Genomic DNA, 14,213 nt, shown 5'->3' with positions numbered 1-14,213 from the left:
TCATGGCTTCGACGTCCACACCGCTCACCCTCCCTGTGCTGCCGCTCGACGACGAGGTCGTGCTGCCCGGCATGGTGGTGCCGCTCGACCTCTCCGACAACGACGTACGCGCCGCCGTGGAGGCGGCGCAGGCCGCAGCGCGGTCCAGCGGCTCCGGCGGCGGGAAGCCGAAGGTGCTGCTGGTGCCGCGGGTCGACGGGACGTATGCCGCCGTCGGCACGCTCGGCACCGTCGAGCAGGTCGGACGGCTCTCCGACGGGGACCCCGGCGCGCTGATCCGCGGTGTCCACCGCGTGCGGATCGGGGCCGGGACCACCGGGCCCGGAGCCGCGCTCTGGGTGGAGGGCGTCCAGGTGGAGGAGAGCTCGCCCGACGCGCCCGTGCCCGGCGCCGTCGCCGAGCTGATGAAGGAGTACAAGGCCCTCGCCACCAGCTGGCTGCGCAAGCGCGGCGCCTGGCAGGTCGTGGACCGGGTGCAGCAGATCGACGATGTGTCCCAGCTCGCCGACAACTCCGGATATTCCCCGTTCCTGACCGTCCAGCAGCGCGTCGAGCTGCTGGAGACCGCCGACCCGGTGGCCCGGCTGCGGCTCGCCGTGTCCTGGCTCAGCGATCACCTCGCCGAGCAGGACGTCGCCGAGTCCATCGCGAAGGACGTCCAGGAGGGCGTCGACAAGCAGCAGCGCGAGTTCCTGCTCCGCCGCCAGCTGGAGGCTGTGCGCAAGGAACTCTCCGAACTCAACGGCGAATCCCAGTCGGATGCGGCCGAAGGGGACGACTACCGGGCCCGTGTCGAGGCCGCCGACCTGCCCGAGGACGTCCGCAAGGCCGCCCTCAAGGAGGTCGACAAGCTGGAGCGCTCCTCCGACCAGAGCCCCGAGGGCTCCTGGATCCGCACCTGGCTGGACACCGTCCTCGAACTGCCGTGGAACGAGCGCACGGAGGACGCGTACGACATCGCCGGGGCCAAAGGCGTCCTGGACGCCGACCACGCCGGGCTGGAGGACGTCAAGGAGCGCATCACCGAGTACCTGGCCGTCCGCAAGCGCCGCGCCGACCGGGGCCTCGGGCTCGTCGGCGGGCGGCGCGGCGGCGCGGTCCTCGCGCTCGTCGGGCCTCCGGGCGTCGGAAAGACCAGTTTGGGTGAGAGTGTCGCCCGCGCCATGGGGCGCAAGTTCGTGCGCGTCGCCCTCGGCGGCGTCCGCGACGAGGCCGAGATCCGCGGCCACCGCCGTACGTACGTGGGCGCGCTGCCCGGCCGGATCGTACGGGCCGTCAAGGAAGCCGGGTCCATGAACCCCGTCATCCTGCTCGACGAGATCGACAAGGTCGGCTCCGACTTCCGGGGCGACCCGGCCGCCGCCCTCCTCGAAGTCCTCGACCCGGCGCAGAACCACACCTTCCGCGACCACTACCTGGAGGTCGAACTCGACCTGTCCGACGTCGTCTTCCTCGCCACCGCCAACGTCCTCGAAGCCATCCCGGAGGCCCTGCTCGACCGCATGGAGCTGGTCCGCCTCGACGGCTACACCGAGGACGAGAAGGTCACCATCGCCCGCGACCACCTCCTCAAGCGCCAGCTGGAGCGCGCGGGGCTGGGTGACGACGAGGTCGTCCTGGAGGACGAGGCGCTGCGCAAGCTCGCCGGCGAGTACACCCGCGAGGCGGGCGTACGGAACCTGGAGCGGTCCGTCGCGCGGCTGCTGCGCAAGGTCGCGGCCCAGCACGAACTCGGCGAGCGGGAGCTGCCGTTCACCGTCGGCGCGGACGACCTGCGCGGCCTGATCGGACGGCCGCACCACACCCCCGAGTCCGCCCAGGACCCGGCCGAGCGGCGCACCGCCGTGCCCGGCGTGGTCACCGGCCTCGCCGTGACCGGCGCGGGCGGCGACGTCCTGTACGTCGAGGCGTCGCTCGCCGACGCCGAGTCGGGCGCGGCGGGGCTGACCCTGACCGGGCAGCTCGGCGACGTCATGAAGGAGTCCGCGCAGATCGCGCTCTCCTTCCTGCGCTCGCACGGAGCCGAACTGGAGCTGCCCGTCGGCGACTTGAAGGAGCGCGGCGTCCACCTGCACGTGCCGGCCGGGGCCGTGCCGAAGGACGGGCCGAGCGCGGGCGTCACCATGACCACCGCGCTGGCCTCGCTGCTCTCCGGCCGCCAGGTCCGCCCGGACGTGGCCATGACCGGCGAGGTGTCGCTCACCGGCCGGGTCCTGCCCATCGGCGGCGTCAAGCAGAAGCTGCTCGCCGCGCACCGGGCCGGCATCACCACGGTGATCATCCCCAAGCGCAACGAGCCGGACCTCGACGACGTACCCGCCGAGATCCTCGACCGGCTCGACGTGCACCCGGTCTCGGACGTCCGCCAGGTCCTGGAGCTCGCGCTCCAGCCCGCCGCGGCCGCCGCGACGGGTACGGAGGTCCCGGTCGCGGCGTGACGGACGCGACCGGGCCACCCGCCGGAACCGGCCTCTCACCCACGCGGGGGAGGGGCCGGTTCCGGCGGTGCCGCGCGCTCACTGACTCCGAGTCGGCACATCTGTCCGATAACAGACCACAACCCACCCCACCCCATTGATAGTCCGACACATCACAGGTTGCATGGCGCTGCCCAGAGATGTTCCGGCGGTCAGGCACGTACGGGAGGGGAACCTTGCGTAAGTCCAGAGCACGTACAGGAAGATCGAGAGCCGGCGGGCCCGGCGGCATATCGGGAGTGGCGGCGCTCATCGGCGCCGCCGCTCTCGTCGTCACCGCGGCCCCCGCCCAGGCCGCCGCACCGCGGCAGGCGCCCGGGACAGAGGTGATCCCCGGTACGGGCACCGAGACCCCAGCGCTGGTGTCCGGGCTCCACGAGGCCGCCGACGGCACGGGGAGCGCGGCCGACGCGGCGCGCACCCACCTCGCCGGCAAGGAGAGCCGCTACAAGATCGCGGACCCGCGCCGCGACCTCGCGCCCGCCCAGTCGGTGCGCAGCGGCGCGGACGAAACCGTACGGCTTCAGCAGAAGCACCGCGGCGTGGACGTGCTCGGCGGCCAGTACGTCGTGCGCATGGAGCACCGCGACGGCAAGCGGACCGTCACCGGCACCTCCGGCAAGTACTTCACCGGGCTGAAGGTCGGCACGCAGGCGACCGTCTCCGAGGAGACCGCGATCCAGCGGGCCGTCACGGCGACCGCCCGCCAGCTCGGCGGCGCCCGGCTCGACAAGGGCGACATCGCACCGGGCAAGGGCGTGCGGACCGCGTCGGCCAAGGCGCTGACGGGCGCGTCGCACGGGCTCGTCGTGCTGCCCAAGGGGGAGGGGCTGCTCGCGCACCACGTCACCGTGCGCGGCACGGACCCGGCCACCGGCGAGCCGGTCCAGCGCGAGGTCTACGTCGACGCGAAGGCCGGGTTCCCGCTCCTCCAGTACAGCAGCATCAAGACGTTCGGTGCGCCGGGGGCCAAGGCCGTCGCGGCGCCCAAGGCGGCCGGTGCGCGAGGAAGCGGCGGCAAGGGCGAGGCCGTAGCCGCGGACGACTTCCCCGGCACCACCGGCTCGGGCGTCAAGTACGACGGCGCCGCCGTGCCGCTCCAGCTCTACAAGGACGCCTCCCGCAACGAGTACACGATGGTCGACTACTCGCGGATGTGGGGGACCAGCAAGAACCTGATCTCCACCTGGGACGCGCGCGGCAAGGACGTCGGCGAGACGTCCGGGAAATGGCCCTCCGGCATCAAGGAGTTCGGCTCTCCGACGCCCGCCTTCGACAAGGACGCCACCGAGGCCGGCGCCGTCGACGCGCACTGGGCGGCGGGGAAGGTCTACGACTACTACAAGAAGGCGCACGGCCGCGACAGCCTCGACGGGCGCGGCGGCACCATCAACTCCCTGGTCGGAGTGACCGAGTTCGGCCTCCCGTACATCAACGCCTTCTGGGACGGCACCAAGATGGTGTACGGCCAGGGCGACGATGAGTACCGGACGCTCTCCGCCGACCTCGACGTGGTCGGGCACGAGATGACCCACGGCGTCGTCGAGAACAGCGCGAACCTCGTCTACGCGGGGCAGTCCGGCGCGCTCAACGAGGGCATAGCCGACTACTTCGGCAACGCCATCGACGTGGACGCGGCCGGCATGGCGATGGACGACCCGGACGCGGGGCTGCTGGGCGAGCACCTCTGCCGCACCAAGACCCCGCGCGAGTGCGCCTTCCGCGACCTCAACGACGGGCACACCACGTCCAAGAACTTCCTGGGCGTCGGCTTCGGCACCGACAACGGCGGCGTCCACCTCAACTCGACGATCTTCTCCGGCGCGCTGTGGGACATCCGCGAGGACCTCGGCCGGGTGCTCGCCGACAAGATCGTGTACAAGGCGCTGACCGCGTACATGACGCCGCTCGACGGCTTCACCGAGGGCCGCAACGCGGTGCTCGCCGCCGCCAAGGACCTCAAGGTCTCGGGCAAGCAGCTGAACACCGTCAAGCGGTCGTTCAACGCCCACGGCATCGTGCCCGGCTGGGAGAACGCGCTCGGCGTCGACTCCGACCAGCTCCTCGGCAAGCTCAACACCGCCGGTACGGGCGTGGGCGCGGGCGGCGGCTGGTGGACCACGTCGAAGTCGAACGACGACGGTTCCGAGCCGTACTCGGTCTACGCGGGCCGCACCGACGGCACGGGCCACCCCAAGCTCATCAGCCCCAACGACGGCCGCTTCCACGTCTACCCGGCGACCGACGGCAAGACCGTGGCCTGGGTGGCCTACGGCACGACCAGCCTGGACGTCCTCTCCCGGCCGCTGGCGGGCGGCCCGATCAAGAAGCTCTACTCCAGCACCACCGACGTCTCCGGCCTGCGGATCGAGGGCGGCGTGGTGGCCTTCGAGTCGATGGACCGGTTCGGCGGCCGGCACGTGGGCTACCTGAAGCCCGGCGACCGGGAGCCGACCTGGGTGGACGGCGGCAAGTACCAGCTGAGCACGGCGCTGCCGTCGCTCCACGGCACGAAGATCGCGTACGCCAAGCTCTACCCGGCGGCGGGCACGTACAAGCTGGGCACCGAGGTGCTCGACGTCAAGACCGGGAAGACCACGCTGATGGGGCAGCTCGGCGAGCCCGAGGGCATCGGCCAGACCGGCGTCAACGGCTCCGGCGTCTACTGGCTGGTGGACGAGGTGGCCACGGACGAGGGACAGATGGCGGTGCGCCGCGCGAACCCGGACGGCACGGGGGCGGCCGACATCAGCAAGGAGACCGGCCCGGGCGCGCTCTTCCCCTTCGACCTGACGGTCTCCGAGGAGGCGGTGACGGTCGACGCGGCGCTGCCCGACACGGAGTACCGCAATGAGTCGCTGCCGAAGCTGTGGCAGTTCTCGCTGGACGGCAAGGCGAAGAACCGGGTCTCCTGCAACCGCGGCGAGCAGAGTTCGCCCGTGGCGGCCGGCGGCAAGCAGGTGGTGTGGATCGACGGCACCACCGGCTACACCGATCTCGTCACGCGCACCCGCCCGGCGGGTCTGTGCGGCTGACGCGACCGCCTGATGTGAGCGACTGAGCGAGCGAGCGGGCCCCCGGCACCGATGCCCGGGGGCCCGCCCTTGTGCGTACGGACGCGTCCGCCCGTCCGCACGTCCATGGGGCGCTCGGCCCGGTCCGCGGTGCCGTCAGCCGTTGGCCAGGGCCTTGAGCCGGTCGTACGCGCCGTTGAACACGCTGTGGTCGCCGACGGTCGGGCCCGTCGAGGTGTACTGCCACATCGTGTAGAAGCCCCACCCGGCGGGGAGTTCGCCGACCGAGGAGCCGTAGCGCGGGATCCACAGCGGGTTGGCGGCGCCGAAGCCGGCGTAGTTGCCGGTGCACGCCTTCCACCAGCTGGTCGAGGTGTAGATCACCGGATCGCGGCCGGTCTTCGCGTGGTAGGCCGCGAAGAAGTCGCGGACCCAGTCGACCATCGCGCTCGCGCTCTTGCCGTAGCAGGCCGCGCCGTACGGGTTGTACTCCATGTCGAGCGCGCCGGGCAGCGTCTTGCCGTCCCGCGACCAGCCGCCGCCGTGGGCGAGGAAGTGGGCGGCCTGGGCCGCTCCGGAGGAGGTGTCGGGGGTGGCGAAGTGGTACGCGCCGCGGATCATGCCGACGTTGTACGAGCCGTTGTACTGCTGCGCGAAGTACGGGTTGGTGTAGCTCGTGGACTCGGTCGCCTTCACGTAGGCCCAGCGGACGCCGCTGTTCCACAGGGTCTGCCAGTCGACGTTCCCGTTGTGGCTGGAGACGTCCACGCCCTCGACGGAGGCGCTGAGGCGGGGGCGCGGGGCGTGGCCCTGGCCGGCGCGTGCGTGGGGTTCGTGGTCGGGGAGGGTCGAGCCCATCCAGTCGCGGTCCGGGTGCGCGGGTTCGGAGCGGTCCGAGGGGGCGGCGCGGTCCGCCGGCCCGGCGCGGTCCGCGGCCGTCGCGGGCGGCGCCAGGAGGGAGAGGAGGAGGGCGAGGGCGGAGCAGAGGAAGACGAGTGCGGAGGGGCGGCCGGCCGGCGCGGGGAGTCCGCGGCGGGCCGGAGCGGATCTGTGCTCGGGCATGCGTGCCTCCGAGGGACTCAGTGGGGGATGTCCTCATACATCATGACTTATTCCCGCCGTTTGACGGTGGAGAAACCACTAATTGGAGTGGCCATGACATGTCAGACGCTACGTGCGCGGCAGGGGGCGGCGATAGAGGGGCCGGGTGCTGCCGTTGGTCTAATCCTGCGAAATACTGGTCAAGCTGCGGCGATACGACCGCGGTGAGCGGAAAGTTTCAGACCTGAACAGCTGGAAAGGCGCTGACGTGCACAACACCGGGACCCCGCCGCCCGCGGAGGGCGGCGACCGCACCGTGGCCGGAAGCACCAGCGACCGCGCGTTCCTCGCCCTGGAGCGCGAGTTGGCGGTCTTCCTGCGCCGGGCCCGCGCCTCCTCCGGCGAGATGGCCCGCGCGGTCCACCCCGAACTGGAGGCCGCGGCCTACGGGCTCCTGGTCCGGCTGGAGGAGTGCGGCCCGCAGCGCGCCACCGACCTCGCCGCCTACTTCGGCGTCGGCAAGGCCACCATGAGCCGCCAACTGCGCGCCCTCGACGAGCTGGGCCTCGTCACCCGTGCCCCCGACCCGGCCGACGGCCGCGCCTCGCTCCTCTCCCTCACCGAGGAGGGCCGCGCCCGCTTCACGCGCGTACGCGACGCGCGCCGCGCGCAGTACGTGCACAGGCTCGCCGACTGGGACCGCACGGAGATCGCCGAACTGGCCCGGCTGCTCCACCAGTTCAATGCCCGCGCGGAGGACCGGGAGGACTGAGCCGCCGCGCTCCCGCCCCGAGCTCTCAGGGCCCTCGGGGCCCTCAGGGTTCGATGAAGGCGGCGGCCGCGTCGTCGTGGCGCTTCCAGCGCCGGAACGCCTCGCCGTCCCGGTCGGCGTCCTCCACCGCCCGCACCCGGTCGATCAGCCCCTCCGGCCCCTCCTTGCGCAGCACCGCCAGGCAGTCCTGCCAGCTCCCCTCGCCGAACATCTCCACCCAGCGCGACGCCCCGTCGGTGAGCGCGGCCAGGGACCGTACGTCCGTACGCGGCGTGGCCCCGGTGACCGCGCGGGCGACCACGGCGGGGTCGGCCGCCGCGGTGAAGAAGCCGCCCTCCGCGTTGCGCTGGTCGTCCGTCACCGGACCGAGTGCGGCCAGCGCCTCGATGCGGTCGTCGAGGACCGGGGTCACCGAGCCGTCGGCGCGCTCGATCAGCAGCGCGGAATCGGACAGAACCAGATGTTCGAGGCGTTCCGCGTCCCAGCGGGCCGCGACGACGGTTGCCTGCGGGGTGCGGACGTGAGAAAGGTCACAGGTGTCGCGGTGGGCTCCGGCGGTCCGCTCGATGGCCTCGGCGAGGCACTGGGAGAGCGTCAGTTCCCGGCGCGAGGCGCTTAGTTCGATGAGCGCGCCGCCGAGCCGGGCCGTGAACCAGGGGACGCCGTGCGCGCAGCCGGTGCTGCTCGCGGGCGGGGTGACGCCGTCCAGCAGCACCACTGCTCCACCGTGTCCACCCGCGGGCAGCGCCACCGACACGAAGTCCTCATTGGGACGTTGGGGATCTCCGGGCCGGGTGGCGAGTTCGATGCGCATCCGGCCAGTCTGCCCGAGGGGGCGCGACGACGCGCGGCGCGGGGCGCGCGGGGGCCGGGGGCGGCGGGCGCCCAGGCCGGGAGCGGCGCCCGCCGGGCGGCAGGAGGACCGGCGAGGCCGGCGGCCGGGGCGCCGGAGAAGGCTCTGAGCTGCGGGCGGACATCTTTTCAGGCCCCCCGGAGGTTTTCCAGCCGGCCCCCTTGCCGGGGCCGCACAGCCCCCGCACAGAAGTTGAGGGTCACCGTCTGTCTGATGTTCACTCCTTGGAGTGGCTGGGCGGGCGATGAGCACCCGCCCCCGATCCGGGCTGAAAGGGTCAAAAGTCGAAATCGGCACCAGGGGTGGTCCGGGCCGTTGACCGAACCGTCGTCACCTCCTGGCACCACATAGGGACAGGCGAGCGAAGATTGTGAGCACCGGTGCGGAAAAAGCGGCCTCGGGGCGGTACACACGAGCAGCAGACGACGGTCGCGCGACGGCGCACTACGCGCGTACGTAACCGACTGGTCGTCGCCGTCGCGATCGTGTCCGTCGCCGTACTCGGAGCGGGCGTCCCCGGCATACTCGGCGCGGCCGACGACCTCCACGACACCCAGCACCTCGTCGACCTCGCCCAGGCCAACAGAGGCGCCGTAGCCCTCGCGCACTCGCTGGCCGACGAGCGCGACGCCATGACCGAGTTCGTCGCCGCGGGCCGCGCCACGGCCGCCGGCGGCGTCACCGAGAGCCAGCGCGCCCGCGTGGACCGCCAGGTCGCCGAGTACCGCGGCCAGGCCCCCGCGTCCGTACGCGCCCTGCTCGACGCCCTCCCCAAGACCCGCCAGCAGGCCCTGACCGGCCCCGGCAAGGCGGCCGACACCTACACCGCCTACACCGACGCGGTCCAGGCGCTGCACGGCGTCGCCGACACCCTCGCGCACCAGCTCCCGGCCCGCGCCGGCACCGGCTCCGCCGCCGCCCTGCCGCCGCTCGGCCGGGCCGTCGAGGAGGCGTCCGCCACCCGCGGCCTGCTGCTCGGCGCGCTCGCCTCGCGCGGCTCCACGCAGAACGGGCTGACCGCCGCCGCCCAGCGCACGGACATCCGCGAGAAGGCCGCGCTCGCCGACTTCGAGCAGCTCGCGCCGCCCGCCGCCCGCGACTCCTACCAAGCCACCGTCAACGGCCCCGACGTCACCGCGGCCGACGACTACCTCACCCGCCTCACCGCCCGCTCCGAACTCTCCACGGCCGACCGCGACCTCTCCAAGAGCGCCGTCGAATCCGCCCTCACCGCCCGCATCGACCGGATGCGCGGCGTCGAATCGGCGCTCGCGAGCGGCGAGATCACCCGGCTGGAGAAGCTCCGCGACGACGACGTCACCGCCCTGGAGCTGGACGCGGCGCTGCTCGTCCTCTGCTTCCTCGTCGCCGCCGGCGCCTTCGCCCAGGCCGCCCGCTCCATGACCCGGCCGCTCGCCGCCCTGCGCCTCGGGGCCCGGCGCGTCGCCGCCGACCCGGCGGGCGAGCAGCCGGTGGTCTTCAAGGGGCGCGACGACGAGTTCGCCGAGGTCGTACGGTCCGTCAACACGCTGCACGAGGCCGCCGCGAGCCAGCGGGAGCGCATCACCCAGCTGGAGGGCGAGCGGTCCCGGCTGATCGGCGCCCGCCAGGCGCTCGCCGACGAACGCGAGGCGCTCCAGGCCCAGCAGGCGCGGCTGCGCGAGCGGATCGCCGCCCTCACCGGCACCGTGCACGGCACGTACGTCAACCTCTCGCTGCGCACCCTCGGCCTGGTGGAGCGTCAGCTCGGCGTCATCGAGACCATGGAGGCGAACGAGCAGGACCCGGAGCGGCTGGAGACGCTCTTCAAGCTCGACCACCTCGCCACCCGCATGCGCCGCCACAGCGAGAACCTGCTGGTTCTGGCCGGTGCGGAGCACGGCTCCGGGCACTCCGGCAGCGTGCCGCTGCTGGACGTCGTGCGCGCTTCCATCAGCGAGATCGAGAAGTACGAGCGGGTGCAGATCCAGGCCCTGCCGCCGCACGCGCAGGTCGCCGGCTTCGCCGCGGACGACACCAGTCACCTGGTCGCGGAGCTGCTGGAGAACGCGACGGCCTTCTCGCCGCCCGACGCGCAGGTGCAGCTCTCCGGCTGGCTGCTGGAGAGCGGCGACGTGATGCTCTCCGTACAGGACGAGGGCATCGGCATGCCGGGCGAGCGGCTGGCCGCCGTCAACGCCCTGCTGGCCGCGCCCGACCCGCAGGAGGCGCACACCGCGGACGGCGAGCAGACGCTCGGGCTCGGGCTCTACGTGGTGGCGCAGCTCGCCTCGCGGCACGGCGTGCGGGTGCAGCTGCGGGCGCAGCAGCAGGGCGGCATGACCGCCGTCGTCGTCCTGCCGAAGGCGCTGCTGCCCACCGGCCCCTCCGGGCCGGCCCCGGCCCCGGTCGTGCCGGGGGGCGCCGGGGCCCCCGCGTTCCAGCTGCCCGGCTCAATAGCGGAGGCGAACTCCAACGCGCTGCCGGGCAACACGTCCCGCACCGGCGGGACCCCGGACCCGGACGGTCCGGCACCGGACCCGACGCCTTCGGCGCAGCCCGCGCCGCCCGCCGAACCGACGACGGTGCCGCGGCAGAACACCGGCCCGCAGCGCCGCCCCGCACCGGACCCGGGCGCGGCGGAGCCCCCGCCCCAGGACCCCGACACGCCCGCCCCCGCCCCCGCGGAGCGCAAGGCCGACCCCGACCCCCTCATCGAGGCGGCCGAGCGCACGATCCAGCTCGCCGCCGTCCCCGACCCCCAGCAGCCGCCGACCGGACGACACGCCCGGCGGACCGACGAGCCCCCCTCCGGCGCGGAAACCACCCCACCGGACGCGTCCGGGCGGCCCGTACGAGCCGTGCCGGACGGGCCCTTCGGAGTCGTGCCGCCGCCCGTGACCGGCCAGGTCGCGAGCGCGTACACGCCCGGACCCGACGAACACGCGAGGCCAACGGCCGACCAGCCGCACCCCGCCGGGACGGCCCGGCGGCGCCCCGCCGACAGCGGTGCCGCCGACCCGGCCGCCGACGACGCGGATTCGCGCACCACGGACAAGGGGCTGCCCAAGCGCACCCCGAGGACCGTGACCATGCAGGACTCCGCACCACGTCAGGGCCGGGGAGTCGACGCGGAGGCGCTCCGGCGCCAACTCGGCGGCTTCCAGCAGGGAGCGCGGGAGGGCCGCCGGGACGCCGAGGCCGAGATCACGGCGGGGATCAAGATGCGGAACACTGACCATCAGCAAGCGGGGGCGCTGGATGAGGCTGGCACTGCCGAGGAGGCACGCGATTGAATGCGCCGAGTACGTACGGGCTGAGCACCGAGGCCCGTAACCTGCACTGGCTGCTGGACAACCTGGTCGAAGAGGTGCCGGGCGTACGGTCGGTGGCCGTCGTCTCCTCGGACGGCCTGATGCTGCTCTCCTCCGATCCGGAGCAGAACGCCGCGGGCGCCGGCCCGCTGACGCCCGAGGGGCCGCGGGGCTCCAGCGCCGACCTGGCCACCATCGTCTCCGGGCTCGGCAGCCTGACGACGGGCGCGGCCAAGCTGATGGAGGCCGGCATCGTCAAACAGACGATGGTGGCCATGGACGAGGGAAGCCTGTTCGTCATGGCGATCAGCGACGGTTCGCTGCTCGGCGTGCAGGCCGCCCCCGACAGCGACATGAGCGTCGTCGCCTACCACATGGCGCTCTTCGTCGGCCGGGCAGGTCATGTTCTCACCCCTGAACTCCGCAGCGAGCTGCGGAAGTCAATGGAGCCAAGGCAGGCAGAACAGTGACATCCGCACACCGATTGCCCGTCCGCGGGTCGGACAGGAAACCCGCGCGGGTGCGCCCGTACTCGCTCACCGGCGGACGGACCCGCTTCGGACATGTGCTGCTCGTCGAGACCTTCGTGGCGTCGCTGGACGCCCCCGAGGAGCGGCGGGAGCTCGAATCCGGCGGCCTGGGCTCGCGGGTCATGCCCGAGATGCGGGCCATCGTCGAGCTGTGCCGCCGGATGCGCTCGGTCGCCGAGATCTCCGCGCTGCTCAAGATGCCGCTCGGCGTCGTGCGCGTGCTCATCAGCGACCTGGCCGACCAGGGAAAGATCCGCGTATACGGCACCGGGCACGGCACCGGCCAGCCCGACCGCGCGCTGTTGGAAAGGGTGTTGAGTGGACTTCGCAGACTCTGACACGGTGATGGCCTCGCCGGCCGCCGAGGAGGGGTTGCAGAGCTGGCAGACGGACCGTACCCGGGCGCCCGTCGCCACGAAGATAGTCGTGGCGGGCGGCTTCGGCGTCGGCAAGACGACGTTCGTGGGCACGGTCTCGGAGATCACCCCGCTGCGGACCGAGGCCGTGATGACCACGGCCAGCGAGGACGTCGACGACCTCGCGGCGACGCCGGAGAAGACCACGACCACGGTCGCCATGGACTTCGGCCGCATCACGCTCGACAACGACCTGGTGCTCTACCTGTTCGGCACGCCCGGCCAGAAGCGCTACTGGTTCATGTGGGACGACCTGGTGCGCGGCGCGATCGGGGCGGTGGTCATGGCCGACACCCGGCGGCTGGAGGACTGCTTCCCGGCGCTCGACTACTTCGAGAGCTGCGGGCTGCCGTACATCGTCGCGGTCAACCACTTCGAGGGCACGACCCGTTACGAGGAGGAGGACGTGCGTGACGCGCTGTCCGTGCCTCCGCGCGTACCTGTTGTGATCATGGATGCGCGCAAACGCATCACGGTGATCGAGTCTCTGCTGGCCATGGTCGGCCACGCCTACGACGTCACCCCCGAATAAGAGCTGGAGAACCATGCGGAAGATACTCGTCGTAGGAGCCGGGCAGTCCGGCCTCCAACTGGCCCTCGGTCTGCAGTCGCAGGGCTACGAGGTCACCTTGATGTCCAACCGCACGGCCGACGAGGTCCGCGCCGGCCGGGTCATGTCCACCCAGTGCATGTTCCACACCGCGCTCCAGCACGAGCGCGACCTCCAGATCAACTTCTGGGAGAGCCAGGCCCCCCGCATCAAGGGCCTCGGCGTCTCCGTCGCGGCCCCCGACTCCTCGCGCGCCGTCGACTGGGTCGGCATGCTGGACGGGTACGCGCAGTCGGTCGACCAGCGGGTGAAGATGGCCGGCTGGATGGAGACCTTCGCGCAGCGCGGCGGGCAGCTCGTCATCCACGGCGCGGCAGTGTCCGACCTCGACTTCTTCGCCCGCCGCTACGACCTGGTGCTGGTCTCCGCCGGCAAGGGCGAGCTGGTGTCGATGTTCGGCCGGGACGCGGCGCGCTCGCCGTACGCGACGCCGCAGCGCGCGCTGGCCGTCGCCTATGTGCACGGCATGGGGCCGCGCCCCGAGCACCCCGGCTTCGACGCGGTCCGCTGCAACCTGGTGCCCGGCGTCGGCGAGCTGTTCGTCATGCCGACGCTCACCAACTCCGGCCGCGCCGACATCCTCTTCTGGGAGGGCGTGCCGGGCGGCCCCCTCGACGTCTTCCAGGGCATAAAGGACCCCGACGAACACCTCGCGGTGACCTTGGAGCTGCTGGAGCGGTACCTGCCCTGGGAGTACGCGCGGGCCACCAAGGTCGAGCTGACCGACGCCAACGGCACGCTGGCCGGGCGCTACGCCCCGACCGTGCGCCACCCCATCGGGCGGCTGCCCAGCGGCGGCCTGGTCCTCGGCGTCGGGGACGTGGTCGTGGCCAACGACCCGATCACCGGGCAGGGCTCCAACTCGGCGTCCAAGTGCGCGGCCTCGTACCTCGACTCGATCGTCGAGCGGGGTGAGGAGCCCTTCGACGAGCAGTGGATGCAGGCCACGTTCGACCGCTACTGGCAGACGGCGCGGCACGTCACCAAGTGGACCAACGCGATGCTGGCCCCGCCGCCGGAGCACGTCCTGAACATCATCGGCGCGGCCGGGCAGTTCCAGCCGATAGCGGACCGTTTCGCCAACGGCTTCAACGACCCGTCGGACTTCGAGAACTTCTTCTACGACCCGGCGAAGGCGGAGGAGTACCTGGGCGAGGTCGCGGCGCGGGTCTGAGGAATGAGAGGGGTGCGGCCGTTTTGCGGCCGC

Annotated in this window: 10 protein-coding genes; 8 read left to right on the top strand and 2 right to left on the bottom strand. The window is 72.5% G+C overall.

What is annotated here, in order from left to right:
* The first annotated feature begins 2 nt into the window (after window positions 1-2).
* Window positions 3-2,438 (top strand): endopeptidase La, encoded by a 2,436-nt coding sequence (gene lon / locus AB0I49_RS14310; RefSeq protein WP_363227244.1) that lies wholly within the window; start codon window positions 3-5, stop codon window positions 2,436-2,438.
* A gap of 278 nt (window positions 2,439-2,716) precedes the next feature.
* Window positions 2,717-5,512, top strand: coding sequence for a M4 family metallopeptidase (locus AB0I49_RS14305; RefSeq protein WP_363227243.1), 2,796 nt, complete (start codon window positions 2,717-2,719; stop codon window positions 5,510-5,512).
* A gap of 135 nt (window positions 5,513-5,647) precedes the next feature.
* On the opposite strand, the gene AB0I49_RS14300 is transcribed toward AB0I49_RS14305, so the two are convergent.
* Window positions 5,648-6,553, bottom strand: coding sequence for a lysozyme (locus tag AB0I49_RS14300; protein WP_363227242.1), 906 nt, complete (start codon window positions 6,551-6,553; stop codon window positions 5,648-5,650).
* Window positions 6,554-6,848: 295 nt separating this feature from the next.
* On the opposite strand from AB0I49_RS14300, the gene AB0I49_RS14295 reads away from it, so the two are divergent.
* Window positions 6,849-7,304, top strand: a complete 456-nt coding sequence (locus tag AB0I49_RS14295; protein ID WP_363227456.1) for a MarR family transcriptional regulator — start codon at window positions 6,849-6,851, stop codon at window positions 7,302-7,304.
* Between the two features lie 43 nt (window positions 7,305-7,347).
* On the opposite strand, the gene AB0I49_RS14290 is transcribed toward AB0I49_RS14295, so the two are convergent.
* Window positions 7,348-8,118, bottom strand: coding sequence for a hypothetical protein (locus AB0I49_RS14290; RefSeq protein ID WP_363227241.1), 771 nt, complete (start codon window positions 8,116-8,118; stop codon window positions 7,348-7,350).
* Between the two features lie 524 nt (window positions 8,119-8,642).
* On the opposite strand from AB0I49_RS14290, the gene AB0I49_RS14285 reads away from it, so the two are divergent.
* The 5 genes from AB0I49_RS14285 to AB0I49_RS14265 are packed head-to-tail and all read left to right on the top strand — an operon-like array spanning window position 8,643 to window position 14,180.
* The gene (locus tag AB0I49_RS14285; RefSeq protein WP_363227240.1) at window positions 8,643-11,432 is read left to right on the top strand and encodes a nitrate- and nitrite sensing domain-containing protein; all 2,790 of its coding nucleotides are present in this window, start codon (window positions 8,643-8,645) and stop codon (window positions 11,430-11,432) included.
* Window positions 11,429-11,920, top strand: a complete 492-nt coding sequence (locus AB0I49_RS14280; protein ID WP_363227239.1) for a roadblock/LC7 domain-containing protein — start codon at window positions 11,429-11,431, stop codon at window positions 11,918-11,920. Before AB0I49_RS14285 ends, AB0I49_RS14280 begins: the two co-directional genes overlap by 4 nt.
* Complete coding sequence (locus tag AB0I49_RS14275; protein ID WP_363227238.1) at window positions 11,917-12,318, top strand: DUF742 domain-containing protein; 402 nt, start codon at window positions 11,917-11,919, stop codon at window positions 12,316-12,318. Before AB0I49_RS14280 ends, AB0I49_RS14275 begins: the two co-directional genes overlap by 4 nt.
* Window positions 12,319-12,325: 7 nt before the next feature.
* Window positions 12,326-12,928: an ATP/GTP-binding protein gene (locus AB0I49_RS14270; protein ID WP_363227455.1), complete on the top strand. Its 603-nt coding sequence runs from the start codon at window positions 12,326-12,328 to the stop codon at window positions 12,926-12,928.
* A 13-nt stretch (window positions 12,929-12,941) separates the two neighbouring features.
* A complete protein-coding gene (locus tag AB0I49_RS14265) occupies window positions 12,942-14,180 on the top strand; it encodes a styrene monooxygenase/indole monooxygenase family protein (protein ID WP_363227237.1) in 1,239 nt (412 codons plus the stop codon).
* The last annotated feature ends 33 nt before the right edge of the window (window positions 14,181-14,213 follow it).

Source organism: Streptomyces sp. NPDC050617 (assembly GCF_040654795.1).
In the GTDB taxonomy this organism is placed as follows: domain Bacteria; phylum Actinomycetota; class Actinomycetes; order Streptomycetales; family Streptomycetaceae; genus Streptomyces.
Note: the sequence above shows the minus strand (reverse complement) of the source record. Positions and strands in the feature narration are given on the sequence as shown.